This is a genomic window from Bacteroidales bacterium, from assembly GCA_023229505.1.
Classification (GTDB): Bacteria; Bacteroidota; Bacteroidia; order Bacteroidales; family JAGOPY01; genus JAGOPY01.
The window spans coordinates 74,773-100,939 of the sequence record JALNZD010000008.1 but is presented as its reverse complement, the minus strand read 5'-3'; the positions used below and the strand labels follow the sequence as shown (position 1 = coordinate 100,939).

The 26,167-nt window shown below is 44.0% G+C and carries 24 protein-coding genes; 20 read left to right on the top strand and 4 right to left on the bottom strand.

Annotated features, from left to right (window positions below; translation table 11 throughout):
* The 16 genes from M0Q51_04810 to M0Q51_04735 all read left to right on the top strand — a co-directional run bounded on the left by M0Q51_04810 (nt 1) and on the right by M0Q51_04735 (nt 17,387).
* The gene (locus M0Q51_04810; GenBank protein ID MCK9399297.1) at nt 1–1,221 is read left to right on the top strand and encodes an STAS domain-containing protein; all 1,221 of its coding nucleotides are present in this window, start codon (nt 1–3) and stop codon (nt 1,219–1,221) included.
* A 19-nt stretch (nt 1,222–1,240) separates the two neighbouring features.
* Nucleotides 1,241–2,170, top strand: a complete 930-nt coding sequence (locus tag M0Q51_04805) for an ABC transporter permease (GenBank protein MCK9399296.1) — start codon at nt 1,241–1,243, stop codon at nt 2,168–2,170.
* A gap of 4 nt (nt 2,171–2,174) precedes the next feature.
* A complete protein-coding gene (locus M0Q51_04800; GenBank protein MCK9399295.1) occupies nt 2,175–2,987 on the top strand; it encodes an ATP-binding cassette domain-containing protein in 813 nt (270 codons plus the stop codon).
* An 11-nt stretch (nt 2,988–2,998) separates the two neighbouring features.
* Nucleotides 2,999–4,000: a PrsW family intramembrane metalloprotease gene (locus tag M0Q51_04795; protein ID MCK9399294.1), complete on the top strand. Its 1,002-nt coding sequence runs from the start codon at nt 2,999–3,001 to the stop codon at nt 3,998–4,000.
* A gap of 49 nt (nt 4,001–4,049) precedes the next feature.
* Nucleotides 4,050–4,595 (top strand): sigma-70 family RNA polymerase sigma factor, encoded by a 546-nt coding sequence (locus tag M0Q51_04790; protein MCK9399293.1) that lies wholly within the window; start codon nt 4,050–4,052, stop codon nt 4,593–4,595.
* A complete protein-coding gene (locus tag M0Q51_04785) occupies nt 4,585–6,204 on the top strand; it encodes a hypothetical protein (protein ID MCK9399292.1) in 1,620 nt (539 codons plus the stop codon). The genes M0Q51_04790 and M0Q51_04785 overlap by 11 nt, the downstream gene beginning before the upstream one ends.
* A 43-nt stretch (nt 6,205–6,247) precedes the next feature.
* A complete protein-coding gene (locus M0Q51_04780) occupies nt 6,248–9,214 on the top strand; it encodes a hypothetical protein (GenBank protein MCK9399291.1) in 2,967 nt (988 codons plus the stop codon).
* Between the two features lie 153 nt (nt 9,215–9,367).
* The gene (locus M0Q51_04775) at nt 9,368–9,952 is read left to right on the top strand and encodes a hypothetical protein (protein MCK9399290.1); all 585 of its coding nucleotides are present in this window, start codon (nt 9,368–9,370) and stop codon (nt 9,950–9,952) included.
* Between the two features lie 121 nt (nt 9,953–10,073).
* A complete protein-coding gene (locus tag M0Q51_04770) occupies nt 10,074–10,502 on the top strand; it encodes an ATP-binding protein (GenBank protein ID MCK9399289.1) in 429 nt (142 codons plus the stop codon).
* A complete protein-coding gene (locus tag M0Q51_04765) occupies nt 10,499–10,828 on the top strand; it encodes an STAS domain-containing protein (protein ID MCK9399288.1) in 330 nt (109 codons plus the stop codon). The genes M0Q51_04770 and M0Q51_04765 overlap by 4 nt, the downstream gene beginning before the upstream one ends.
* A 12-nt stretch (nt 10,829–10,840) precedes the next feature.
* Nucleotides 10,841–11,635 (top strand): hypothetical protein, encoded by a 795-nt coding sequence (locus tag M0Q51_04760; protein ID MCK9399287.1) that lies wholly within the window; start codon nt 10,841–10,843, stop codon nt 11,633–11,635.
* Between the two features lie 142 nt (nt 11,636–11,777).
* A complete protein-coding gene (gene rpsO, locus M0Q51_04755; GenBank protein MCK9399286.1) occupies nt 11,778–12,047 on the top strand; it encodes a 30S ribosomal protein S15 in 270 nt (89 codons plus the stop codon).
* 88 nt (nt 12,048–12,135) lie between these two features.
* Nucleotides 12,136–14,274, top strand: coding sequence for a polyribonucleotide nucleotidyltransferase (gene pnp / locus M0Q51_04750; GenBank protein ID MCK9399285.1), 2,139 nt, complete (start codon nt 12,136–12,138; stop codon nt 14,272–14,274).
* 69 nt (nt 14,275–14,343) lie between these two features.
* On the top strand, nt 14,344–15,207 hold the full coding sequence (locus M0Q51_04745; GenBank protein ID MCK9399284.1) for an RNA polymerase sigma factor RpoD/SigA: 864 nt from the start codon (nt 14,344–14,346) through the stop codon (nt 15,205–15,207).
* A gap of 9 nt (nt 15,208–15,216) precedes the next feature.
* Nucleotides 15,217–15,879, top strand: coding sequence for a ribulose-phosphate 3-epimerase (gene rpe, locus M0Q51_04740; GenBank protein ID MCK9399283.1), 663 nt, complete (start codon nt 15,217–15,219; stop codon nt 15,877–15,879).
* 44 nt (nt 15,880–15,923) lie between these two features.
* Nucleotides 15,924–17,387, top strand: coding sequence for an aminoacyl-histidine dipeptidase (locus M0Q51_04735; protein MCK9399282.1), 1,464 nt, complete (start codon nt 15,924–15,926; stop codon nt 17,385–17,387).
* Between the two features lie 24 nt (nt 17,388–17,411).
* Here the strand turns inward: M0Q51_04735 and M0Q51_04730 are convergent, their stop codons facing one another.
* A complete protein-coding gene (locus M0Q51_04730) occupies nt 17,412–17,987 on the bottom strand; it encodes a hypothetical protein (protein ID MCK9399281.1) in 576 nt (191 codons plus the stop codon).
* 132 nt (nt 17,988–18,119) lie between these two features.
* Here M0Q51_04730 and M0Q51_04725 point away from each other — a divergent pair, with 132 nt between their 5' ends.
* The 3 genes from M0Q51_04725 (at nt 18,120) to M0Q51_04715 (ending at nt 21,756) form a co-directional block, all read left to right on the top strand.
* Nucleotides 18,120–19,613, top strand: a complete 1,494-nt coding sequence (locus M0Q51_04725; GenBank protein ID MCK9399280.1) for a hypothetical protein — start codon at nt 18,120–18,122, stop codon at nt 19,611–19,613.
* Between the two features lie 201 nt (nt 19,614–19,814).
* The gene (locus tag M0Q51_04720; GenBank protein MCK9399279.1) at nt 19,815–20,210 is read left to right on the top strand and encodes a hypothetical protein; all 396 of its coding nucleotides are present in this window, start codon (nt 19,815–19,817) and stop codon (nt 20,208–20,210) included.
* Between the two features lie 85 nt (nt 20,211–20,295).
* Entirely contained in the window at nt 20,296–21,756 is a 1,461-nt protein-coding gene (locus tag M0Q51_04715) for a hypothetical protein (GenBank protein MCK9399278.1), read from the top strand.
* Nucleotides 21,757–21,792: 36 nt separating this feature from the next.
* Here the strand turns inward: M0Q51_04715 and M0Q51_04710 are convergent, their stop codons facing one another.
* The 3 genes from M0Q51_04710 to M0Q51_04700 form a co-directional block, all read right to left on the bottom strand.
* A complete protein-coding gene (locus M0Q51_04710) occupies nt 21,793–22,698 on the bottom strand; it encodes an IS1595 family transposase (protein ID MCK9399277.1) in 906 nt (301 codons plus the stop codon).
* A gap of 114 nt (nt 22,699–22,812) precedes the next feature.
* Nucleotides 22,813–23,025: a hypothetical protein gene (locus M0Q51_04705; protein MCK9399276.1), complete on the bottom strand. Its 213-nt coding sequence runs from the start codon at nt 23,023–23,025 to the stop codon at nt 22,813–22,815.
* A 79-nt stretch (nt 23,026–23,104) separates the two neighbouring features.
* Nucleotides 23,105–24,835, bottom strand: a complete 1,731-nt coding sequence (locus M0Q51_04700; protein MCK9399275.1) for a sodium:solute symporter family protein — start codon at nt 24,833–24,835, stop codon at nt 23,105–23,107.
* Between the two features lie 174 nt (nt 24,836–25,009).
* On the opposite strand from M0Q51_04700, the gene M0Q51_04695 reads away from it, so the two are divergent.
* A complete protein-coding gene (locus M0Q51_04695) occupies nt 25,010–26,167 on the top strand; it encodes a galactose mutarotase (GenBank protein ID MCK9399274.1) in 1,158 nt (385 codons plus the stop codon).

Genomic DNA, 26,167 nt, shown 5'->3' with positions numbered 1-26,167 from the left:
ATGGAGAACAAATTAAATATTCGGAAAGATCCTCGCGGTGAAGAACAGCGAATCTTTCTGGAAGGAAGACTGGATGCCAATTGGGCCGGGCATCTGGACGACTACCTCAATAGCCTTGTTCGGGAGGGTTCTTATCGCTTCATCCTGAACATGGCCGGGGTGCAGTATCTTAGCTCCGCAGGCATACGGATTCTGATTAGTCAACATAAAAAGATTAAAAAGATCGGCGGATTATTTGTTCTGGAAGCTCTATCCGATACAGTATCCGATGTTCTGGAAATGGTAGGGATGAAAAGCATTCTGACCGCAGCAACACCGGAAGCTACTCCAATGAAAAAAGTGGAATCCCAATTTCGGGAAATCAAGGGATATAGATTTGATAATGAAATATTATCAGATGATAAGATGACCATTCGTTTAACCGGAAATCCGGGTTTAGCTTTGACTTCCGGATTCACAGCTACTGACAACCAGAAAATCAAATTCACGACTAATCATTACAGTCTGGGGATTGGAGCCATTGGCGAGGGATTTGAAGATTGCAAAAGCCGGTACGGAGAATTTCTGGCCATTGGGGAAGCATTGGTTTATAAGCCTTCTGACGGATCAAACCTTCCGGATTATGCGGTAAAAACCGGAAGGTTTGAACCCGAGATCAATGCCCTTTGCTCATTGCAAGCCGAGGGAATTTTTTCAAACCGGATTTCATTTGAGCCAATGGAATTTGTCCCATCTATCTCGCTGGAGGATCTGGTAGCCGGATTTGCACAGACTTCCGGACAAAAACAGTTTGTATTTCTCCTGATCGCTGAAAGCGGCGGTTTGGTAGGAGTCAGCCTGAGCGCACCTCCTGTGGACGGAAAACAGTTGTTTGAGTTCCCCGGCATACGGGAGAATATAAATTTTACTACGGAACCGGCATTCTCCAGAATGCTGACAGTTTCACTCGGATTTTATTCCCTGCATCCTGAGGGGCCGTTAAAATCATTCCTACGCCCTGTTAAACCCGGATCATCCGCTTTCATTCATACCCATTCGGCTGTATTCCCCTTTCAGGCTTTGCCCAAACAGGAAACGTCAGCAGGCAAGCTGGTCCTGCACTTGTTTGAAAGCAGTATTGTTCAGGATGTGCTGCACCTGATCCATGACTCCCGTGATATAGCCGGATTAGGGGACAGCACCTTTAAGCAAGGAGTTGGCTGGGTTGGAAAATTCAGTTAATCATTAAAACACAAGGTCAATGACACTACTTATCGGATCAATAACCATAGGACTTATTCTCGCGCTCCTGGCTCTCGGAAGTTTTATCAGCTTCCGGATTTTTGATTTTCCGGATATTACAGCAGAGGGTTCCTTTACATTCGGCGCTGCCATTACAGCCTCCCTTATTGTTGCCGGCATCAACCCGGTTGTGGCTACTGTACTGGCTTTCGCCGGCGGTCTGCTGGCAGGATCGGCAACCGGTCTGATCCATACGCGGTTTAAAATAAATCCGCTGTTATCTGGTATCTTGGTGATGACTGCACTCTATTCGGTCAACCTCCATGTGATGGGCAAAAGCAATGTCCCGCTGCTTTCCCAGAACACCCTGTTCACCTGGTTCGAAAAATTCTCAAATATTATTTCCGGGGAAAATGCGGTAGTTAACCTCATCGGATGGAGTGTTCCTGCCAAGGATCTTTGGACCCTCTTTTTTTGTTTGTTGATCATTGTGGCCTTCAGCCTGCTGTTGTTGTGGTTTTTCCGCACCAATATCGGTACGGCCATGCGGGCTACGGGTGATAATGATCAGATGATCAGGGCTCTCGGGGTGAATACCAAAGGGATGATTATCTTTGGCGTTGCGCTGTCCAATGGATTCATTGCTTTGTCCGGTTCAATGCTGGCTCAGTTCCAGGGATTTGCCGACGTGCAGATGGGGATCGGGATGATGGTTTGGGGTCTCGCAAGCGTCATTATTGGAGAAGCATTGATCAGTGAAAACAGATTGGGGCTTTTGATTGCCGGGGCAGTTATCGGAGCGGTCCTGTTTCGGCTCCTGGTTGCCATTGCTTTGCGTTGGGGGATGAATCCCAATGATCTGAAACTGATCACAGCAGCATTTGTATTTCTTGCTCTGGTATTGCCGGGCTTTATGAAGCAGACCAAAAAGATCAAACTAATCAGATAAAAGCATGTTAGAAATATCAAACCTGTATAAAACCTTTAACGCCGGAACAATAAACGAGGTGAATGCATTGCAGGACGTAAGCCTTTCCATTGAAGATGGCTGCTTCGTATGCGTATTGGGCACCAATGGTTCAGGGAAATCAACTTTGTTGAATGCAGTTGCTGGTAATTTTTTGACTGATGCCGGTACCATTATCCTGAACGGCCGGAATATCACCCGATGGCCCGAACATAAACGGGCCTGCCAGATCGGTCGGGTTTTTCAGAATCCCTTCAGCGGTACTGCCCCGGGTATGTCGATCGGTGAAAACCTGGCACTGGCCGCAAAACGGGGGAAAAAACGGGGACTGGGCTGGGGATTACCGGCTTCGTTGGTCCGCGACCTGAGATACCGCGTTAAAGTCTTGAATATGGGGCTGGAAGAGCGACTGGATACCCCGATCGGAAAACTGTCGGGTGGTCAGCGACAAGCCTTGACCCTTCTTATGGCCAGTTGGCTTAGGCCAGATCTGCTCCTGCTCGACGAGCATACGGCCGCATTGGATCCAAAAACGGCCAGTAATGTCATCGAACTGACCGAACAGATTGTAACCGAAGGTAAGCTGACCACCCTGATGGTAACCCATTCCATGCAGCAAGCCGTTAATCTGGGTGACCGGGTCATCATGATGCATCAGGGTAAGATTAGATATGATTTCCGGGGAGAAGAGAAAAAAAGACTAAAAGTACCGGATTTGCTTTACCTGTTTGATGAACTCCGCCGTAAGGATCAGATCGACACAGGGGTTGCTGAATTATTGGTTGCAAACTATGTTTAAATCAACTCATTATGGTCATAAAGGTCATCATCAGTCTGATTCCAGTATTCCTTTTCCTGGTCATGCTACTGTATCTCGACAGCTTGAAACTGGCAAGCAAAATGCTGCTCTTGATTTGCCTTGCCTGGGGTGTCGTAAGCGCCAGCCTGAGTTTTTTCCTCAACACCTTCCTGATAAAAAATCTCGGATTTTCGTTTGAAGCCTATTCCGGTTTTATAGCTCCATTTGTGGAGGAAATTCTGAAGATGGGCTTGTTACTGGTCCTGATACGAAAAAACAGGATCGGCTTTATGATCGATGGGGCTATTTATGGATTTTCGATCGGGACGACCTTTGCTTTTTGTGAGAATCTCTTTTACCTGTTTCATTTTGCCGAGGCAGAAGGTAATCTTATGGTATGGATCACCCGGGGATTTGGCACTGCCGTGATGCATTGCGGAACCACCGCCATTTTCGGGATCATTTGCATGAGCGCCTTAAACCGTCATGCAAATATAACCCTGGCTACATTTTCCGGTGCTTTGGCCGCCATTATTATCCATGGGACATTTAATCAATTCCTGGTTTCACCACTGATTTCAACATTGATCGTATTGATCCTGATCCCTGTCAGTATGAGCCTGATCTTTCAGGCCAATGAAAAATCGATCCGCAACTGGCTCGAAATGGAATTCGATACAGAGGTCAGTTTATTACAGATGATTAAAAAGGGACGGTTTACAGAGACAAAGGCTGGTTCGTTTCTCCTTACGGTCAAGCACTATTTCCCAAAAGAGGTGGTTTTTGATATGTACTGTTTTATAAGCCTCTATCTTGAACTTTCGATGAAAGCAAAATGTTATATTATGCTGAAAGAAAATGATCTGAAAATGGCCCCTGATCCTGAAATACCGGCAAAGCTGAAAGAATTAAAAGCACTGGAAAAGGCCATCGGGCGGGCCGGCTATCTCGCTATTGCTCCTGTTTTACGGGTCAGTCACAAAGATTTGTGGAAGCTTTCGCTGCTTGATTGAAAAAAAATTATACCTTTCACCAACTTTTTCAATTTTTCCTGTATTTAAGATGATGAAGGACGATAATGAACTGGTGTACGAAGTGATCCATGGCAGCATTTCCTCCTTTGAAGTGTTGATTGACAGGTACCAGCAAACGATCTTTAACATCATATTACGCATGGTCGGCGATTTCGAAACAGCAAGAGATCTTACTCAGGATGTGTTTGTCAAAGCTTTTGAAAAGATGGGTGGATTCAATTTTAAATACAGGTTCTTTAGTTGGATATACCGGATGGCCATCAATGAGGCTATTAATTATAACAGGAAAAGACCAAAGAATATCAGCCTTAACGGAATCGATCCCTTATTGGCTGAAAATCCTGAAGCCTCTGATCATGAATCATCAAACAGGTTGCTGCACAATGGATTACTCAACCTGACCGATGACTACCGGGTTTTGGTGTTGTTGAAATATTATTGCGGATTCTCCTATGAAGAGATTAATGAAGTTACCCGTATTCCGGTTAAAAAAGTTCGTTCCAGGTTGTTTATTGCCAGGGAACAATTGCGAAAAGGATTGATTGCAAATGGTTTTTTTGAAAATGACAGATAAAGAAATCATCGAAAAGATATACAGGAAACTGGATGGTGAGTTAACTGCAGCAGAACTGCATGAACTTGAGACCTACCTTGCCGGTCATCCGGAAGCTGTTCGGTTTGCTAAAGAATGGGAATTGATAAAGGAGCAGATGGAGAGCGAACTGGCAAATCCGGTTGACATCGATTTCAAACAGGAAATTCTAAAAAAGATCAATACAGAAACTTACAAACAACCGAAAAAAACGGAAATTTTAATAATGCGAAGTTTTTGGTCACGACCTGATTTCAGATCCGGTTTTGCCTTCGTTTCTGGCGTCTTCATGGGATTAAAGAATATGAACTTAATAAATAATGATATGAAAAAACAAGTCAAAGTGATCATCAGCATTGTAGTGGCCATTGCCATCCTGATCGTGGCTATTTCGTTCTTCTTCCCAACTGTATTCAAAGGCCTGACATCAGGAACCTTTGGGAAAGCGGAAAAATACCATAAACAGCAGATGACCGAAAAAGATATTCTGTTGCGCAGTGAGTTTGTTAATGATACGGCTCAACTTAGAAATATGATCCAGGGGCTGATTTATTTCTCTCTTTTCACACAGGATCTGAGCACAAAAATTGATTCGTGTGTATTGATTTTTAAGGCACAAGGTCTTGGGGACCTGGCAGAAGATGCCAAAAAAGTCAGTATCTTGCAGGATTACAGCGATTTTATAAAGAATAACAACAGGACATTGGGTACAACCATTAGCATGCTTAATGGTTTTTACCTAAAGGACACTGCAGACCTTTCGCAGGATGTGGAGAAGAACCTCCGTGATTTCGGAACTTATGTGAACACCCTGAATGAAAAGGATTCGGTCCTTAGCCAGGCGCTTCTCAGCATGGATAATTTTATGCTGACCAATAAAACCATTCAGGCCAGGAAAACAGAAATCGCCCGGTTAAAATCGATTCGTGACCAGTTGCTGGTGAAAAGCATCCAAATAGCCGGGATTTTAGGTAACAAGGAGCAGGTTGGCAGCATGCTTTCTTATGCCATGGCATCACAGGACAATTTGAATAGACTGTTGGGAAATGACCAATTGGGTGAGTTCATGGCGCAAAACAAGCTTCAGTTTGTCGCGAGTAATGAGGGTATTCAATCCTTTGTTGCAAGCAATGCTATGCAGGCTAATGTTAGCTCTGACCTTAGTATGATGTTTCAGTCGAACCAGCAAGTGGGTGCTGTGGCATCGAAAGATAAGCTGAATATGAACGGGCTGGCTATGGTTTACGACAAGCCCGGCCTGCAGTTTCTGGTGGGAGATAAACCTGGCCTGCAAAATTTGGTTGGAAGCCAGGAAAATTTGAATGCTATACTGTCAGGGACAGATAACCTTCAAAGCATGCAGGTAATTGCCTTTTTTGGAGTCGAAAAACTGAATGTTATTCTTAGTAATTACAGCCTTCAGAATGTCATCCAGGCGCAATCGCTCGGGTATTTGCCTGCTTCTGATGGACTCAACGTTATTTATCTTTCTCAGGAGAATCTCGGTTTCATCGGAGCTACCCAGGGACTAAACAATATGCTTGGGGTACTGCGGAGTCAGAACCTCGGAGTTTTTGATCCCGGACAGTAAAACCAAAAGTTTTACTATATTTGACATCCTTAACCGGATTCATATGACATGGTTCAGTTTGTCATCAACCTCGCGCTGGTTTAAGCTGGTCAATATCATAATAGTATTATCAGCTATTCCCTGTTCTCTCACGGCCCAGAATAAGATCGCCATCCAAAAGTTCGAGACTTCAAATGTCAGGCTGGTCTTTCTTGATAAAAACACCTCTTACCTGGTTGCGCATACCGTTCGATCCTTTGAAAACGCCCTTGCATTTCATAAACAATTCTGGGGGTATCTGCCGTCGGAAGAGACCAACATGCTTTTTAATGATTTTTCAGATGTTGGCAACGGGGGAACAATGGTCATCCCCTGGAACTTTCTGAACATTGGTGTTTCGCCTTTTGAATATACCTTTTCGGTTGTCCCTTCCAATGAACGGATGCAGTGGCTGATGAGTCACGAACTCACACACCAGGTAATGTGCGACAAAGCATCGAAATCCGATAAAATTCTGAGGACCATTTTCGGAGGCAAGGTGATTGCCGACAACCGTGATCCACTTTCAATGGTATACAGCTATTTTACCACACCGCGATGGTATTCTCCCCGGTGGTATCACGAAGGGATCGCGGTTTTCATGGAAACCTGGATGTCGGGTGGCGTTGGCCGTGTAATGGGTGGATATGATGAGATGGTATTCCGCACGATGGTGCACGACAGCGCATTTTTCTATAATGTGATCGGACTTGAAACAGAAGGGACAACGATCGATTTTCAGGTGGGTGTGAATTCCTACCTTTACGGGACAAGGTTCGTAAGCTATCTTGCTTACAAATACGGCATCCCGAAACTTAAAGCTTTTTACGCGCGTACCGATACAAGTCGAAGATTCTACGCTAATCAGTTCCAACAGGTTTATGGTGTTAAGATTCAGAAAGAATGGGATCAATGGATCAGGTGGGAGCATGAATTTCAAATGGAAAACCTACATGAGTTACGAAAGATTCCCATAACGGACTTCCGGCAGATTACAGCCAAAACCCTGGGCTCGGTGTCACGTCAGTATTATATTCCATCGGCAAACCAAATTGTTGCCGCCGTAAATTATCCCGGGAACTTAGCCCACATTGCCACGTTTGATCTTGTCACCGGGCATGAAAAGCGCGTGGCGCCTGTTCCCAGTCCGGGCCTCTATTATGTGACCAGTATCGCCTACGACGATTCATTGAAAACGATCTTTGTTTCAACCCATAATAATGACTGGCGTGGCTTGCAATCGATCGAATTAAATACCGGTATAACGAAAAACCTGGTCAAGTACTCCCGGTGCGGAAATCTTGTCATCAATCCAAAAGACCATTCCCTTTGGGGCATTCAGAGTATGAGCGGGCGCAACTCGCTTGTCCGGTTTATGAGTCCCTACACAAAGTACCAGAACATATACAGCCTTCCTTTTGGACAGGATTTATCGGATCCGGCAATTTCCCCTGATGGATCCATGCTTTCTGCGACGCTTTCGGATGTTGCAGGCCGACAGCGGCTTGTTATTTTCAAAATTACTGATTTACTTGCCGGAAAACAAGAATACCAGGAAGTGTATGAGTTTGAAGACAATCCCGCCGCGAATTTTGTCTTTTCGCCCGACGGGAAATACCTCTACGGAACGTCCTATTATACCGGGGTCTCTAATATTTTTCGCATTTCACTTGAAACGCGCAGCGCACAAATACTGACAAACGCTGAAACCGGCTTTTTCAGGCCCTTGCCTATTTCCCCCGATTCAATGATCGTATTCAAATATACGCATGCAGGAATGGTTGCCGGCATGATAAAAATTGATACGCTTGCTGATGTGAATCCGATCAAATTCCTTGGTCAACGAGTTTATGAGATAAATCCCGAAGTTGAACAGTGGATTTTATCACCACCATCCAAAATAAATCTTGACTCCTTGCAAGTTGTTGAAAAACGTTATCGCCCCGTTAAAGAACTCCGCTTTGCAAGCGCTTACCCCATCGTGCAGGGCTATAAAGATTACGTGGCCGCCGGTTACCGCTTCAATTTTATGGATCCGATGGCATTGAATTCGCTAGTACTTAAACTTTCTTTTTCCCCCACTCCTGCTTTGCCAACTAAACAAATAGTTCATCTTTCAGCCGATTACAATTATTGGAATTGGACATTCGCGGCACATTACAACTATGCCGATTTTTATGATCTGTTCGGCCCAACCAAATTCAGCCGGGCCGGGTACTCCTTCTCTGTCAAATATTACAAATTGTTAAACAGGTTTTCTCCATCGAAAACCGATTTCTACATCAAACTGACCGCTTACGGTGACCTTGAAACATTACCATTTTACCAGAATATTGCCTCCGATTACCGCAATTTGTATGTCGCAACCATAAACTTCCATAAAAGTTATTTGCGCAAATCGCTCGGCGCCATTGAGCCCGAACAGGGCTATGACTGGAATGTTTTTGCCTTTACCAGTTTTGCAAAGCAAACATTTTATCCGCAGCTGATCAGTAACTTTGATTTTGGTTTTTTACTGCCATTGAGGAATTCATCGCTTTGGTTCAGGACTTCGGCAGGCCAGTCGTTTGGAGAATCGGATAAAACCAACTCCTACTTTTACTTTGGCGGGTTTGGCAATAATTATGTCGATTACCGCTCAGTGCAGCAATATCGCGAAATGTCAGGTTTCCCGGGTGTTGAGATTGATGCAATTTCAGCGCTTAACTATGGAAAATTTTCGACGGAGATTAATTTTAAACCCATTCGATTCAAACGTTTCGGACTGAAGGGCCTTTATTCAACCTATGCCAGGTTTACCCTCTTTGGCATGGGTATTTTCACGAATATTGCTAACGACCAGCCGCAGCAAAACTACTTTTCATCGGGAGTACAGCTCGATTTTGAGATCGTTCTCTTTTCACTGCTCAAATCAACACTTTCATTTGGATTTTCAAGAGCCTATGGACCAATTCTGCCCAAAGATCAGTTTATGGTTTCTTTTAAATTATAAAGGGACTAAAATCAGCATATTTATCAGATTATGAAAATAAAACTCGGCGCTTTACAATTGTTTGCAGCGTCATGGTTATGTTTTTGCGCTTCATCGCTATCCGCTCAATCGGATACTCTTCCGGCTGTGTCTCTATCAGCAAATGTTGACCTTATGAGCCGATTTATATGGCGCGGTTTGGAAAACGGGCATGCCCCCAGTATTCAACCCTGTGTGTCGGCCTCTTTGAAAGGCTTCACTCTTGGCGCCTGGGGCGCTTACAAATTAACCGGGGAGGGTGGACAGGAAACCGACTTTTACCTATCGAAAACCATTGGCTTTGTTACCATTGCTATTTGGGATTACTGGAGCTTTAATGATACTTCCGCTTTTGATTTTTTCAACTACCGCGAGGAGACTACCGCCCATGTTCTCGAAGCCCAGGTATTGCTTTCAGGAGGCGAAACAGTGCCTTTTAATTTCATTGCGGCCTATTTCTTTTATGGTGCCGACACTTCAAAGAGTATTTACCTTGAACTTCAGTACTTTCATAAATTAGGCACTGCTGACTTCGTTGCTTTTGCAGGCTATCAGCTAAAAGGCACGTACTACGCCCCAAAAGCAGCCTTTGTTAATATTGGCTGTACGGTAAAAAAATCTATTCCGGTGACTGATCGCTTTTCATTACCCCTAAGCGTAAGCCTTATCTTAAATCCCTCAAGTAAAAGTGTATATCTCGTTGCAGGAATTACTTTGTAATATCTGCTATATTTGTATTGAAAATGCTTTTGTCTAAATTAATTGAATTCTTAATTTATTGCACTTCTTTTGATATTCACGATTGGATTGAATCACATCACAAAGATAATAACTGTTTAAAATGGATAAAGAATCACTTGAGAAAGTTTTGTGGGTAAATAATCAAATTGATGAATTAGCCAGGGTGGAAGTTTTTTTGAATGAACTTGGCGAGGAATGGGAGCTATCTATGCCCCTGGTATTTTCTTTAAACTTAGTTCTGGAAGAAGCTTTGACCAATATTAATGATTATGGATTTGATGATGATAATAAGCATACTATTGAGATTTATTTTAAAAAAATCGGAGATATGCTTTCCATTTCAATTATTGATGATGGACATGAGTACGATCCTACCTTAAAAATAGATCCCGACATCACTTTGTCAGTAGAAACCAGGCCGATAGGCGGTTTAGGAATATTCCTGATCAAAAAGATCATGGATAAAGTTGAATACCAACGTAAAGAAAACAGAAATTATTTAATGCTTACTAAAAATATCGAATCATGAATGTACAAGTTGAATCGTCAAAAGACTACACAATTGTCAGTGTGGAAGGACGCATCGACAGCACCAATGCCAGTGAGTTTGAAAAGCCAATGATGGGGGTAATCGAAAGAGGGTGCACCAAAATAATCCTGGACTGCTCCGGGTTAAATTATATAAGCAGCTCTGGATTGAGGGTCTTCCTGATTGTTCAGAAAAAAATGATAGCTGTAAAAGGGCAGTTCAGTCTGTGCAACCTTCAACCCGGGATTAAGGAAATTTTCGATATATCAGGCTTTTCTTCCATTTTTTCAGTGTTCCCGGATAAAAAATCCGCTATGAAGTCATAAATAAACTAAACTATGAAAGCAAAACTGACTTTTTTAATTATCAGCCTTGCCATTTTTTCAGCCGGATGCAAGAAGGAAGCTGTTGAGCTTCCTGACGCTCTTGTGACATCAAAAACTAATCTGACAGCAGAATTCGCAAGTCTTGATCAAAAAATGGCAGCGGCTGTAGAGTACATGGGTTCCATCAACATGGATACAACCCTTATCCGGGCGAAGCTGCTGGAACTAGTGAATGAATTCAATGATGTAACCGAATTTGCGCAGATTACTCCCGCAGGAATAATGCAAATCATTGAGCCGGCAGTTTACCATGATTTCCAGGGATCTGATATCAGCCTCCAGAATCATGTTATCAAGGCTTATGAAACTGAGCTACCGGTTCTGAGCCAGCAATTTCTTGCCGTGGAGGGTTTTTATGCGGCAGTCATTATGCACCCGATCGTAAAAAATAATTCCATTTTAGGAGGCATTACCGCACTGTTCCTTCCAGAAAAGATTTTAGGCAATATCATGAAGCCTATCAACGAAGGCCAGGCGTTTGAACTCTGGGTGATGGAAAAGGGAGGCAAAATGCTGTACAACCAGGATGTATCCGAGATCGGCCGCAACCTGTTTACCGATTCTTTATACATGGATTTCCCTGAGTTGATTACTGCCGGAAGGAAAATTGATGCCGAAGAAAGTGGAACAACATCCTATTCATTTTATAAAACCGGAACCTGGGAAATCGTAAAAAAACTGACGTACTGGACTACTTATGAACTATATGGTACGCAATGGAAACTGGTATGGGTTAAACCGGAATAAGCCAAAAACCATCCCATGGCAACTTCTGGTTCCAGGATAAAGTGTAAAATATTCATTCTATAATTAATCCGACCCGATGTTGAATTTTTAAAAATTATTATTATCTTTGCCGGCTCAATTTAAACCTAATAATAAGATCGATATGTATCTCTCGTCAGAAAAGAAAAAGGAGTTTTTCTCCGGATTTGGAAAATCGGAATTCGATACCGGTTCACCAGAAGGGCAGATCGCTATGTTCACGCACCGGATCAATTACCTGACAGGTCATTTAAAGGAAAACCGGAAAGACTTTGCCACCCGCCGGTCGCTGGTAGCGCTGGTCGGTAAACGCCGCAGCCTGCTGGAATACCTGAAGGAGGTCGATATTGAGAGATACCGGGCAATAGTCAAGAACCTTGGCATTAGAAAATAGACAATCATTGTCAGGAATATAAGAAAAAAGGCAATCTCAGCATTGCCTTTTTTCATGTTTATCAATCAAATAGAAAAAAAAGAAGAAAATGTCATCAAAAGCAATTATCAAAAAATTCAAGTTAGAAGACGGACGCGAGATTTCCATTGAAACCGGAAGATTGGCCAAACAGGCTGCAGGAGCTGTTGTTGTAAGAATGGACGACACGATGTTGCTCGCTACCGTACTCGTAGCCCCCGAGGCTTCGGAAAATGCAGGCTACTTTCCGCTTACGGTTGAGTATAAAGAAAAATACTCCGCGACCGGCAAATTTCCCGGAGGCTTCTTCAAAAGAGAAGCTCGTCCTTCAGAATATGAAATACTTATCTCCCGTTTGGTGGATCGGGCCCTCAGGCCATTGTTCCCGGATAATTTTCTCAATGAGATCCAGGTTCAGGTTATGTTGATTTCAGGTGATAAAAAAAATCTTCCCGACACTTTAGTGGCTCTGGCTGCCTCATCTGCTATCATGGTTTCCAATATACCTTTCCTCGGGCCGATATCAGAAGTAAGGGTTGGCAAGGTAAAAGGCCAGCTTATTATCAATCCCTCCATTGCCCAGACTGAAGAAGCAGACATGGACATGATGGTCGCAGCTACCATTGATAATATCGTCATGGTCGAAGGCCAGATGAAGGAGATCTCTGAAGCCGATATGCTTGAAGCGATTAAATCTGGCCATGAAGCCATCAAAGTTCAATGCCGTGCCCAGATCGAATTGGCCGAAATGCTTTCTGAGAAAAAAGATAAAATGGCTGTGCCTGAATTAGTCGATGACGCCGCTTTACAGCAGACAATACATGATTTTGCCTATCCTAAATTTTATGAAATTGCCGGGAAGGGTGTTGCAAACAAGCAACTTCGTCATGAAGCATTTGCAAATGTAAAGGCAAACTTTATAGAAACAATTGCGGAAGATAAACGCAAGGAATTGGAGCCACTGATCAACCGTTATTTTGAAGATACCGAGAAACTGGCAGTCAGGAATTGCATTCTTGTGGAAAGAAAAAGGCTTGATGGACGTGGCCTGGAGGACATCCGCCCGATCTGGTCCGAAGTTGATTATTTACCTGCTGCCCACGGCTCAGCCATATTTACACGTGGTGAAACCCAGGCCCTGGTTACAGTAACCCTTGGTACCAAGCTTGATAAGCAGGTTCTTGACGGAGCAGTTATTGAAGGATCAAGCGATTTCCTGCTGCATTACAATTTCCCCGGTTTTTCAACCGGTGAAGTTAAACCTATACGTGGAACCAGCCGCCGTGAGATCGGCCATGGCAACCTGGCCATGCGTGCCCTTAAGCCTGTAATACCGGCAGATGATGTAAATCCTTATACAGTCAGGATTGTATCAGATATCCTCGAATCCAACGGTTCTTCCTCTATGGCTTCCGTCTGTGGCGGTACACTTGCCCTGATGGATGCAGGTGTTAAGATTAAAAAACCAGTCTCAGGTATAGCGATGGGATTAATAACGGACAAAGAAACCGGTAAGTATGCTGTTTTATCCGATATCCTGGGGGATGAAGATCATCTGGGTGACATGGACTTCAAAGTCACCGGCACGGCAGATGGTATTACGGCCTGCCAGATGGATATTAAAATTGAAGGCTTATCCTTCGAAATCATGCAACAAGCTTTGGAACAAGCCCGCCGGGGAAGGAATCATATCCTTGGTGAGATGATGAAGACCATTTCCACCCCAAGAGAAGACTATAAACCGTTTGTGCCAAGGATCGAAAAAATGACGGTACCTAAGGAGTTTATCGGTGCAATTATAGGGCCTGGCGGAAAAATCATCCAGGAAATTCAGAAAGATACCGGCGCAACAATCATTATCGAAGAAGTCGGGGAAACCGGGGTGATCGATATATTTTCAAGCAACAAAGAATCGATCGAAGCGGCAAAAGACCGCATCAAAAAGATCGTGGCCGTGCCCGAAGTCGGTGATATATACAATGGAAAAGTGAAGAGTATCGTTGCTTTCGGCGCTTTTATCGAGATCCTGCCAGGTAAAGAAGGTTTGCTGCACATATCCGAGATCGACTGGAAACGCGTGACAGATATCGAAGAATACATGAAAGTCGGACAGCAAATTGAAGTGAAACTCATTGGTGTTGATACCAGTACGGGAAAACTTAAATTGTCCAGGAAAGCATTGCTCCCTGCGCCTCCACAAAGGCAATAAATTTTTGAAACATAACTGCGCCGGAATCGTACAAATTACTTTAGCTTTGTACTCCCTATAAACCGACCTATGCGCCAGTTAAAGATTACTAAACAAGTTACCAACCGTGAAACTGCTTCGCTTGATAAGTATTTGCAGGAAATCGGTAGGGTTGAGCTTATTACTGCGGAAGAAGAAGTCGAGCTGGCCCGCCGGATCAAGGCCGGTGATAAGGATGCTTTAGAGAAACTGACTAAGGCCAACCTTCGTTTCGTGGTATCGGTTTCCAAGCAATATCAGAACCAGGGGCTAAGCCTCCCCGACCTCATCAACGAGGGCAACCTGGGATTGATCAAAGCAGCTCAGCGTTTCGATGAAACCCGTGGTTTTAAATTCATTTCCTATGCCGTTTGGTGGATCAGGCAGTCGATCCTTCAGGCTTTGGCAGAGCAATCAAGGATAGTGCGCCTTCCGCTCAACAAAATTGGCTCCATCAATAAGATTAACAAGGCTTATGCCAGGCTTGAACAACAGCATGAAAGAGAGCCTGATTCCTTGGAAATAGCTGAAATGCTTGATATTCCGGAAAGCGAAGTCAAGGAATCAATACGTAATTCCGGCCGCCATATTTCGATGGATGCCCCGCTCATCCAGGATGAGGAAAATACCCTTTACGATGTGTTGCGAAGTGACGAGACCAATACGCCTGAGAGAGAGCTGATGGTGGAATCATTGCGGAAAGAGATTGACCGGGCTATTTCAACGCTGACCTCCAGGGAAGCCGATGTGGTCAGGCTCTATTTCGGCCTGAATTCCAAGCACCCGATGACACTGGAAGAGATCGGCGAAAAATTTGACCTGACCCGTGAGCGGGTCCGCCAGATCAAAGAAAAGGCTATCCGACGGCTGAAGCATACTTCCCGTAGCAAAATCCTGAAATCATACCTTGGATAAATTATGTTGATGAACCGTTTTCCGCTCGTCGCCCCTTCCATGCTGTCAGCCGATTTCGGCAACCTCCGGCGTGACATCGAAATGGTTAATGGCAGTGAAGCCGACTGGTTCCATATCGACGTGATGGACGGTGTCTTTGTGCCGAATATCTCCTTTGGTTTTCCCGTCCTGAAGTCCATCCAGAAATACGCGAAAAAGCCGCTTGATGTGCATCTTATGATCGTCGATCCTGACCGGTACCTGGAGCGTTTTCGCGAATACGGTGCCGAAGTGATCAGCGTCCATTACGAAGCCTGTACCCATCTGCACCGCACCATCCAGGCCATTAAAAAGCTGGGCGCCATGGCCGGGGTGGTTTTGAATCCTCATTCACCCGTATCACTGCTGGAAGAGATCATCACCGATGCCGACCTGGTCATGCTGATGTCGGTAAATCCAGGCTTCGGCGGACAGAGTTTTATTGAAAGCACTTTAGAAAAGATTATGCATTTAAAGGAATTAATAGCACGAAAAAAGACGGATGCCCTCATCGAAGTTGACGGTGGCGTGACACTTGAAAATGCGCCCCAGCTGATAAAAGCCGGAGCGCAGGTACTAGTGGCAGGCTATACCATTTTTGACTCACCCGACCCGGTAAACACAATATCTTCCCTGAAAAGCTTATCAGCCTGAGTGCGATTATTTTAATTTTGCTATAACCAAAAATCAACTCAATTATGAATCAATCTATACTTTCCTTACAACCGGAAAGACTCTGGTTTTATTTTTCTGAAGTGCTGAAAATTCCCCGTCCGTCCAAAAAGGAGGAAAAGATTATCAGCTACCTGGTGAATTTCGGAAAAGAACATAAACTGGAGTCTACTACTGACAGTGTCGGTAATATTATAATCAGGAAACCATCCAGCCCCGGTTTGGAAAAGGCCCCTTCTGTCTGCCTGCAAGGGCATGTCGATATGGTTTGTGAAAAAGATGCCGATGTGATGCATGATTTCGATAAAGATCCGATCCAAACCTATATAGAAGATGGATGGCTGAAGGCCCGGGGCACCACACTAGGCGCTGATAATGGCATTGCCGTGGCAACCATGCTGGCCCTGCTCGAAGCAAAAGACATCAAGCACGGCCCGCTGGAGTGCCTTTTTACCATCGATGAAGAAACGGGTTTAACCGGTGCATTCGGCCTTGATCCCAATGTTTTAAAAAGCCGGATCCTTTTGAACCTGGATTCGGAAGATGATGGCGAATTCTTTATCGGGTGTGCCGGAGGCCGTGATACCGTTATAGAAATGCCGTTGAAGAAAGATCCGGTCCCGCAAGGATATAAATCCTTCAGGATGAAAGTTTCAGGGCTTCAGGGAGGCCATTCCGGCGACGATATTCATCGAAACAGGGGAAATGCCAATAAAATCCTGAACCGCTTTTTGTGGGAAACTGCCAGGAAATATGGAATCCGAGTTTCTTCCTTTGAAGGAGGAAACCTGCGGAATGCCATCGCACGGGAAGCATTCGCCATTTTCCTCGTTCCGGCTGATAAGATCCAGCCTGTTAAATCCTACACTGAGGTTTATTTAAAAGATTTAAGATTTGAATTCCGGGTCTCTGAACCAGACCTGAAGATCGATGTGGAAGAATCTGAAACACCCGGTTTTGTTCTGGATAAAATAACCCAGGATCATTTGCTGAACTCCCTGTATGCCTGCCCGCATGGCGTTATCGCCTGGTCGCAGGATATTCCCAACTTTGTTGAAACATCAACCAACCTGGCATCTGTGAAAATGCAGAACGGCTTATTCAGGATTTCCACCAGCCAGCGCAGCTCCATAGAATCAGCCAAAGAAGATATCTGCAACATGGTATCGGCCGTTTTTAATCTTACCGGTGCGCGAATTGAACAATCCAACGGGTATCCCGGCTGGGCGCCAAATCCAAATTCCAAAGTGTTGGAATTGTGTGTTCATTCGTACGAAACGCTATTCGGTCAAAAGCCGGTCGTCAGGGCCATCCATGCAGGACTGGAATGCGGATTGATCGGAGATAAATATCCCGGGATGGATATGATCAGTTACGGCCCGACCATGAGGGGCGTTCACTCTCCCAGCGAAAGGCTCGAAATCAGCACCGTCGAGAAGTTCTGGATACTTACGCTGGATTTACTGCAGAAAATAGCCAGACAGCAATAATTTTAAATTTTAAATGCTAAATTCCTATAGTCCGACTCCGAATCCAATCCGGATTATCGGATTTCTGTAGGGTGAGTAAAAGCTTTCATTAACATTAAACAGTACCATAAGACTCATAAAGGCTCTCTCACCAATCCACTGCCTGTATCCGCCGCCAACCATAAAATCGTGCACCCATGTGGCACTTTTCACCCGGTAATAACCTCCCGAGCCATTATCATAATAATCATAGTAAGTCACATAAAGCGGTGCATATTCAAGATGTGCAAACAAATCGCGCCAGATAAAATAACGGGCAAATATGCTGCCACCATAGGAACTGGCGCTGTAATCCGGGGAGTATCTGCTATCTTTAAAATACAGGTAGGTAAATCCCACACCAGCATGAAAAGATTCTGTAATCCGGTAGCTGGCCAATGGCGAAACGTCGATGACAGTAATAGTTCCAAACTGGGCGCCCAGGTAACCGCCAAAATCGATACGGTCCAGGATACTATGGTTCTTCTGTTTAGGAGGAGCCTTTATGGTATCCTGCGCCGTCAGGTTTAAGGACGATAAAATGATCAGACTGAATGCGGCTAGTATAAACCTGCAAAACATCCCCATAGGTTTAGTTTTTGTAATAAACCGCAAATTTAGCCAATTATTATCCATCGCGGAAAAAATGGATCGAAGCAATAAATTCAGCCCGGAAACGTAATTACTGGGAGATTAGTTAAATTTGCCGGCAAAATGGGCCTGATGATTAAGGAAAAGAGCTACCTTTCTTATAATGTGTTTTCCGGGGGGATAAGCCTTATCATTTTGCTGCTGTTATTTTCCTGCCAAAAAGACCCTGTTGACAATGACCCGGGCGTCAAGCTGAATTTTTCACAGGACACTGTTTTTTTTGATACGGTTTTCACCAGCCTCGGCTCCACTATTCAATCCTTTACTGTTCATAATAAAGGAAAACAGCGGATCAGTATCACTTCGATCCGCCTGGCCGGCGGAACTTCCTCCTTCTACCGGATGAATGTCGACGGACAGGCAGCTAATGAAGTTAAAGACATTGATATTGACGGAGAAGACAGTCTTTACATATTTTGCCGGGTGACCATTGACCCAACTGATGAAAGAAATCCTTTTGTGATAAGCGATTCCATCGTGTTCGAAACTAATGGCAATATCCAGGATGTCAACCTGGTTGCATGGGGGCAGAACGCAAACTACATTCTTGCAGATACCTATATCCCCGGATACCCTAAATTCAAGATCATAGCCCATGAGAATGAAACAGCCCGCTGGACAGCCGACAAGCCATACGTGATTTACGGTTTTGCCGTAGTGGATTCCACCGGATCGCTCGAAATTGAACGGGGAACCAGGGTATATTTTCATAATAATTCGGGATTATGGATTTACAAAGGGGGCAACATAAAAGCCAAAGGCAGTGTTGATGCACCGATCATTTTCCAGGGCGACCGGCTGGAGAGTTTCTACCAGGATATGCCCGGGCAGTGGGACCGTATCTGGATCAATGAAGGCAGCGTGAATAACGAGATTGAATATGCCATTATCCGTAACGGCTTTATTGGCCTGCAGCTTGAAACTATACAGGAGCAGATGGGCAACCAGCTTATCCTTTCAAACACACGCATCGAGAACATGACAGGCTACGGCATCCTGACACGGTTTTATAACCTTACCGCTTACAATAATGTCGTGGTGAATTGCAGTCAATACCTGGCCGCTTTTACCTGGGGTGGGATTTACGATATCCGCCAGTGTACTTTCGCTAATTACTGGTCTGCTTCAGTAAGGGTAACCCCATCCATTGTCCTGAATAATTATGCTACCGACACGAATGATATTCCCTACCTATGGTTTGAATTCCAGGGATATTTTGGCAATAATATTTTTTATGGGAGAAATGATGACGAATTATTGCTGTTAGGTGATACCGGTGCTCCTTTCCAATACCAGTTTGACCATTGCCTTCTCAGAACTACGCTGGATGTTTCCGATCCGGGACATTATCCCGGTTGCCTGGTAAATGAAGATCCCCTGTTTTTCAACTACCTGGAGAACAATTACCAGCTTGATACCCTCTCCCCTCTTATTGACAAAGGAAATCCCGAGGTTATCAGGCAGTCATTTTTCGACCTGCACCGTGATATTATAGAGACCAACCGTCCTGAGGACCTTCCGGATATTGGTGCGTATGAGTTTATTAAGCCGGAATAATAATTGAATTTATCCCCTTTTTTAATCTTCCAACATAAAGTTATTCGCTATATTTAAGGTTCCAAAGTGGAACGCTTGAAAATAATCAAGGCGATAGGATTTAGAACGAGTACAACCTGAATGGAAATATATTCTTATCAAGGGGCATGTTAAGCAAGTCAGGAGAATAATCTATGGAGTAATGAAGAAGGCACCCATGGCATGAAGATAATAAAATTTAACCAGGAACTCCATCACCGGCAATCCATCAGGCTCCGGGGGTATGATTATTCCCGCCAGGGAGCCTATTTCATCACCATCTGCGTTAAAAACCGGGAATTATTGTTTGGTCATGTCTGTAGGGGCGACCGGCCGGTCGCCCCTACGGCACCGGAAACCCAAACAACACCGGTCGCCCCTACGGCACCGGAAACCCAAACAACACCGGTCGCCCCTACGGCACCGGAAACCCAAACAACACCGGTCGCCCCTACCGGTCCCAAACCAAAATCCATCGGCGCATTGCCGGATATAAATTATCCGTTACCAAACAAATCAATATTTTACGGAAATCGCCAGGTGAACCGGTCTGGCAGCGCAATTATTATGATCATATAATCCGGGATAACAAATCTTTCCTGTCAATTTCAGAATATATTGCGAATAATCCCGTAAATTGGCAGAAGGATATATTCTATTCAGTATGACCAAAATAACTGAAAGCAACATAGAACTCTTCGCCATTGAAATACAGGAGGAAAAAGGTTCAAATCCTTTATTGATCCGGCTTGTAACAATCCTGATCTTGATATCAAGTATTCCGAATGTAAATTCCCAGGTAACATACCTTAGTCTGGATAAACAACGCCTTCACCTTTACAGCAATAATTTCTTTGTCGATTCAGTGCTTGATGCCAGGAACCAGAATGAGTGCATCGGATTTGTTCTCAGGGGATTGGATTCCAGGCAAACTGCTGCATATTTTGAAAGACCGTTTTGCGAAGAATTGCAGGATCTCTGTTCACGCAGTCTGGCGAAAGAAGACAATAGCATCCCAATTATTATCCGCATAAATAAATTTCTTCTTTCGGAATATAAACTATCTGATGCGGCTTTTAACATTGTGGAAATCAATATTTCATTTATTACATGCTGTGATGGAAAATATTATGAAATCTTCCAGGGCTTCGCTTCAACTGATAATGCCGGGTTGAGTAATTCAGGTTCATCCGTGCATAATATTGCCGAGGCTATTGCGTATTGCTTTAATGATTTTATTGAGCATTATAAAAAAGGAAATCTTGAAAACAGGCCAATTGATGAAAACCAACTTGCGACCAATAGCCTTGGGCTACAAAGATTTAATATTGAGCAAGTTCAGGATACAATCAGGGGGATTTTTAATACATTTTCTGATTTTCTTGATTATCAGGTCGATACGACAAAGTCATTCAACATGGAATACATTCCCGGGAAAGGTGATTTACCTGCAATGGCTGATGCCCGGTGGACCCAGGATGACAACAAGATCGAAAATATCTGGGGTATTTCGGATGGCAAGCTGTTCTATATACGATTAAATGATCATTATTACCCGCTTTATCAGCATAATGGATACTTCAGGGCAAAGGCACTAAAGGAAGGTCCCAGTTTTGAAGACCTTTCACCCGTAATCGCAGCAGGGATTTTCGGTGGTATCATAGGCGCAGCTTTTGGAGTTATGATAATACCATCCGCAACAATGGAAAAAGCACATACCATTGAATGTCAGCTTGATTTGAATAGCGGGCTGGTACTTCCAATTAATTTTTTAGTTTACAAAGAGATGAATTCCAGGATGCTTTTGTATCTTTCAAGATACCTGAAAGCTGATGCAACTATGGAAGTTTATGTGGATGGCGAATACATGTGCAAACTTATGCGAAACAGCTATTATTTTCTTACCATCCCCCCTGATAAAAAACAAGTGGAACTTTGCTTGAAAAGCAATCAAGACGAATTTTGCGAAACAATTTCTCCTTTACCTTATGAATCAAGGGTTTATTTATGCAAAGTGAAAGCCGGACATATCCCGGTCAAAGAAGAAGTAAAATCGGAAATGCGAAAAATCATTCTACAGAAGATCCAAGATGGAGAAATCACAAGATCCTGTTCAAACGACTGAACCTTCCAAATTTAATTTATAGGTATAGGCGCTTAGTTATCCCTCCGAAATACTCATAGACAAACGAATCGGTTCATTTATAACCATCTTTTTAAGGAGCAAATCGAAGATTGTGTCCATATTATTTCTTCTGTTGTATCTATAATGGTATTCATCCAGATAACCTTGTAATCTTTCTTTACTGCAATGATGGTGTATTCCTCTCAACCAACCTTTTAAATTCATGATATGAACATGCAGGTCAATAAAAGAATTACCATCTTCTGATTTCCGTTGTTCAAGACCTGGATACTCCTTTTTTAATGGACTGTATCCTTTCCATTCATCGGTTAGTATTTTTGCGCTCTTTGAAATATGGTTATCGAAAAATCCTCTGAATTCTTTTGCTGATGCATGTTCTATTACTTGTGCATAGGCACGTCCAACCCCATCAGATAATTTTTCTAAAGCTAAAACAACGAGTTTTTTGGATCCTATACTCCGACCTCTTTTTATTTGCTCAGGCCCCCCGATCCATAATTCATCTACATGAACTTCACCTTGAAGTGGATACATTAAACTACTTTGCATCGCTTGCTGTATCTTCCATTTAAACTCCCAGCAAGTCTTTTGCCTTAACTCAAATTCATGACTTAATTCTAATGACGACATCCCTTTTTTCTTTGTCACAATTTTAAAAACAATGTGGAACGCGATTAATAATGAAAACTTGGTTTTATCAAACATTGTTCCTGCTGTGGGGCTTTCATCATATTTACATTTTGAACAGCGTCTTGAAAATGGTTTCTTCCCAGGAATATATTTTAGGTGACCACACTTCCTGCAACTATAACCCTTTTCCCATTTGATTGCTGCTATGTAAGAGTAACAATCTTCATCTGTTTTAAACCGTTGATTAAATTTGATTGAGTTCACACCGCTGAAAATTTCTCTTGTTTCCATGGCTCAAAGGTATCAAAAAGCGGGATGCCTAAGCGCCTATACCTATTAATTTATTTTCCAGCTAAATCCGGACGACGCAACATCGTCCAATCGTCCAATCGTCCAATCGTCCAATCAATGCTCTTCCTTTTTCCTCCCTTTATAGGCTAACAGCAGCATGATCCCTCCAAATACAAGCATGGTCAATCCGATCCAGAGGTTTATATTGACATGCAGGGATTTTTCGTACATAGCCTGATTACCGGCAGTTATCAACCCATATATGGATAATAACAATCCCAGGATGGAGAACATCAGGCCAATCGGAAGTTTTATATCTATACCCATTTTTACTTAATTTACAATTTACAAATTACGATTTAAGATCTTAGATCTAAAACTGTAAATCTTAGATCTTTTTCTATCATTACCAGAACAATATTGTCAGCAACGTAGCAATAGCCAGCACTGCTATGGCCAGGGTGGTGGAACGCTGGTACCAGGGGACCACCTCTTCCTGGAGCTTCGGGGTCAGTGAATATACAAGGCCTTTAAGCTCGGTATTGGATTTCTTTTGCACGGTGACCAGTGATAAGCCAACAGCAACTATTGAGCTGGTGGCACAGGCGAATATTGCAGTCCAGAAGTTCTGCGCCATTTCAACGGGATAGGCGTGAACATGCGCGATCCATCCCCCTTTAACAAGAGTATCCGCCCCTGCAGGAAAGGTCAACCCGTGGTGAAGCAGGGCGATCAGGAAGCCGGCCAGCAGTCCTGCGAAAGCGGCATGACCGGTAGTGCGTTTCCAGAACATCCCCAGGAAGATAACGGCAAACAGCGGTGCATTGATCATAGAGAAGATCGTTTGCACAAAATCCATGATGTTGCCGAAGAGGCTCGCCAGGTAAGCAGCGGCTATACTGACAATAACGCCAAAAATGGTGGCTAAACGTCCGACACCCAGGTAATGCTTTTCATCGGCAGCTTTATTTCCGGTTAACGGGCGAATATAGCTCTGGTAAATATCATAGGTCCAAACTGTATTAAAGGCCGATACGTTGCCTGCCATTCCCGACATGAAGGAGGCCAGCAAGGCAGTAATCCCAAGTCCCAGCACACCGGCGGGAAGATATTGCTTGAGCAGCATGATGATCGTGTAATCATAAATCGGTTGTCCGGCTTCATTTAAAGGTAATGAGAACCCTTTTCCCGGCGTATTTAAAAGCACCAATGCCACAATACCCGGCAAAATGATAAGGAATGGCACGAACATCTTCGGGAAAGCTCCGATCAGGGGGGTGTTGCGGGCTGCAACAGTGGAATGAGCCGACATGGCACGCTGGACAATGAGGAAGTTGGTGCACCAATAACCAAATGACAGCACAAAGCCCAGGCCGGCAAAGATGCTGTACCATTCAACCCCCATAGGGTTAGCAATGGCTGTCCCGGTATACTTCCAGGTAGTGGTCCAGGTGTCAGCCGCAAACCCTTTAGCTGTTACTATCGGTGCCAGTTGGTCCTGTAATCCCGACCAACCGCCGACATCCTTCATACTCAGGAAAACAACCGGCAGCAATCCCAGCACTATAATGAAGAACTGGAGCACTTCGTTGTAAATGGCTGACGAAAGCCCGCCCAAATAGGTATACCCCAACACGACGGCTGCTGATAAGACCAGGCTCATGTGGAAATTCCATCCGAGCACTTTCTCCATAAGAATAGCAAGTGCATACATGGAAATTCCGGAAGCCAGGATCGTCATCACGGCAAACAGGATGGCATTTAACCCGCGGGTTTTCTCGTCAAACCTTAACTTAAGGTATTCCGGCACCGATCTGGCCTTGGAGCCGTAATAGAACGGCATCATGAACAGGGCAAGAAAAACCATGGCAGGTATGGCTCCGACCCAGTAAAAATGCGTTGTGAGCATCCCGTATTTAACCCCGGAACCCGTCATCCCCATCACTTCGAGAGCGCCAAGGTTTGTGGAAATAAATGCAAGACCTGCCACCCAGGCAGGCATAGAACGCCCTGCCTCCAGAAAAGACTTTGCGTCCTTCATGTACTTTTTCAGGGCCCAACCTATGCCGAGCACGAAAAGGAAGTAGATGATCATGACCGTGTAATCGATCCATGCGAGATTAAAGCTGTTTGTCATATACTTTAATTTAAATAATACACTCGTTTATAAGGTTTTAGTTCTCCAAAGCCACTTAATTTGCCAGGATTTCAAAGGTAAATTTAATGATATATATTTTACACAAAATGAAAATGATTAACATGTCATTTTTTTGGAAATTAAAGTTTTAAATTTACTGCAAAATCATAAGCCATGAAAACATTTAGAAATCTGGCGATAATACTAAGTATTACATTTCCTGTTTATTTGTTCATCAGCTGTGGAGCTCCTGTTAATAAGAGTAATGAACCTGTTCAAAAAAATGTTCCCATGATTAAAATCACAAAATCAAATTATGGTAAAGTTGAAGGAAAAGATGTGTTCCTTTTTACCCTGACTGCAAACGATGGAACAAAAGCTCAGATAACGAATTATGGGGGAATTGTCACTTCATTGTTCGTGCCTGACCGTAACGGGAACCCGGGAGATGTCGTACTTGGCTTTGACAGCCTGCAGGGCTACCTGAACGGTCATCCTTACTTCGGCTGCATCGTGGGGCGATGTGCCAACCGTATTGCCGGAGCAAAATTCGAACTGGATGGAAAAACATACCAATTGGCTAAAAATATCGGCGATAATCATTTGCATGGCGGGATCAGCGGGTTTGATAAAAAAGTATGGGAAGCCCGCGAAATCGTTCAGGGTGATGAGGCCGGCGTTGAACTGACTTACGTCAGCCCCGGCGGTGAAGAAGGATACCCCGGTGAGCTGAAGGTCAGGGTCATTTATATGCTCACCCAGGACCGGGAACTTAAAATCCTGTACTTTGCTGAAACCGACAGGCCAACCCCGGTCAACCTTACCCATCATGGATATTTTAACCTTAAAGGGGCCGGAAATGGCGACATCCTGGATCATGAACTGATGATCCATGCTGACCGTTATAATGTTGTCAATGATCAGCTTTTGCCTACCGGGGAATTAAGGCCGGTAACCGGCACACCGATGGATTTCCGGCAGCCAAAGCTTATCGGCCGGGATATGCCACAGGTCGAAGGTGGCTATGACCATAATTTTGCCCTTAATACTGACGGATCACTGGTTAAGGCCGCGATTCTCAAAGAATCATCTACCGGCAGATGGATGGAGGTTTACACCACTCAGCCAGGCATGCAGTTCTATGGCGGCAATTTCCTTGATGGCACTATCACCGGTAAAAACGGTAAGCCCTATTTCAAACACTATGGGTTGTGCCTCGAAACACAGCACTTTCCTGATTCTCCAAATCAGCCGGGCTTTCCAAGTACTATTTTGCGCCCTGGTGAAACTTTCCAGTCTGAAACCATTTATAAATTCGGCATATCGCCTTAG

Bases quoted from the DNA above. Each gene is read 5' to 3' on its own strand.
- M0Q51_04810 (MCK9399297.1), top strand. From the start codon at position 1: ATGGAGAACAAATTAAATATTCGGAAAGATCCTCGCGGTGAAGAACAG.
- M0Q51_04805 (MCK9399296.1), top strand. From the start codon at position 1,241: ATGACACTACTTATCGGATCAATAACCATAGGACTTATTCTCGCGCTC.
- M0Q51_04800 (MCK9399295.1), top strand. From the start codon at position 2,175: ATGTTAGAAATATCAAACCTGTATAAAACCTTTAACGCCGGAACAATA.
- M0Q51_04795 (MCK9399294.1), top strand. From the start codon at position 2,999: ATGGTCATAAAGGTCATCATCAGTCTGATTCCAGTATTCCTTTTCCTG.
- M0Q51_04790 (MCK9399293.1), top strand. From the start codon at position 4,050: ATGATGAAGGACGATAATGAACTGGTGTACGAAGTGATCCATGGCAGC.
- M0Q51_04785 (MCK9399292.1), top strand. From the start codon at position 4,585: ATGACAGATAAAGAAATCATCGAAAAGATATACAGGAAACTGGATGGT.
- M0Q51_04780 (MCK9399291.1), top strand. From the start codon at position 6,248: ATGACATGGTTCAGTTTGTCATCAACCTCGCGCTGGTTTAAGCTGGTC.
- M0Q51_04775 (MCK9399290.1), top strand. From the start codon at position 9,368: ATGAGCCGATTTATATGGCGCGGTTTGGAAAACGGGCATGCCCCCAGT.
- M0Q51_04770 (MCK9399289.1), top strand. From the start codon at position 10,074: ATGGATAAAGAATCACTTGAGAAAGTTTTGTGGGTAAATAATCAAATT.
- M0Q51_04765 (MCK9399288.1), top strand. From the start codon at position 10,499: ATGAATGTACAAGTTGAATCGTCAAAAGACTACACAATTGTCAGTGTG.
- M0Q51_04760 (MCK9399287.1), top strand. From the start codon at position 10,841: ATGAAAGCAAAACTGACTTTTTTAATTATCAGCCTTGCCATTTTTTCA.
- rpsO (MCK9399286.1), top strand. From the start codon at position 11,778: ATGTATCTCTCGTCAGAAAAGAAAAAGGAGTTTTTCTCCGGATTTGGA.
- pnp (MCK9399285.1), top strand. From the start codon at position 12,136: ATGTCATCAAAAGCAATTATCAAAAAATTCAAGTTAGAAGACGGACGC.
- M0Q51_04745 (MCK9399284.1), top strand. From the start codon at position 14,344: ATGCGCCAGTTAAAGATTACTAAACAAGTTACCAACCGTGAAACTGCT.
- rpe (MCK9399283.1), top strand. From the start codon at position 15,217: ATGAACCGTTTTCCGCTCGTCGCCCCTTCCATGCTGTCAGCCGATTTC.
- M0Q51_04735 (MCK9399282.1), top strand. From the start codon at position 15,924: ATGAATCAATCTATACTTTCCTTACAACCGGAAAGACTCTGGTTTTAT.
- M0Q51_04730 (MCK9399281.1), bottom strand. From the start codon at position 17,987: ATGTTTTGCAGGTTTATACTAGCCGCATTCAGTCTGATCATTTTATCG.
- M0Q51_04725 (MCK9399280.1), top strand. From the start codon at position 18,120: ATGGGCCTGATGATTAAGGAAAAGAGCTACCTTTCTTATAATGTGTTT.
- M0Q51_04720 (MCK9399279.1), top strand. From the start codon at position 19,815: ATGAAGATAATAAAATTTAACCAGGAACTCCATCACCGGCAATCCATC.
- M0Q51_04715 (MCK9399278.1), top strand. From the start codon at position 20,296: ATGACCAAAATAACTGAAAGCAACATAGAACTCTTCGCCATTGAAATA.
- M0Q51_04710 (MCK9399277.1), bottom strand. From the start codon at position 22,698: ATGGAAACAAGAGAAATTTTCAGCGGTGTGAACTCAATCAAATTTAAT.
- M0Q51_04705 (MCK9399276.1), bottom strand. From the start codon at position 23,025: ATGGGTATAGATATAAAACTTCCGATTGGCCTGATGTTCTCCATCCTG.
- M0Q51_04700 (MCK9399275.1), bottom strand. From the start codon at position 24,835: ATGACAAACAGCTTTAATCTCGCATGGATCGATTACACGGTCATGATC.
- M0Q51_04695 (MCK9399274.1), top strand. From the start codon at position 25,010: ATGAAAACATTTAGAAATCTGGCGATAATACTAAGTATTACATTTCCT.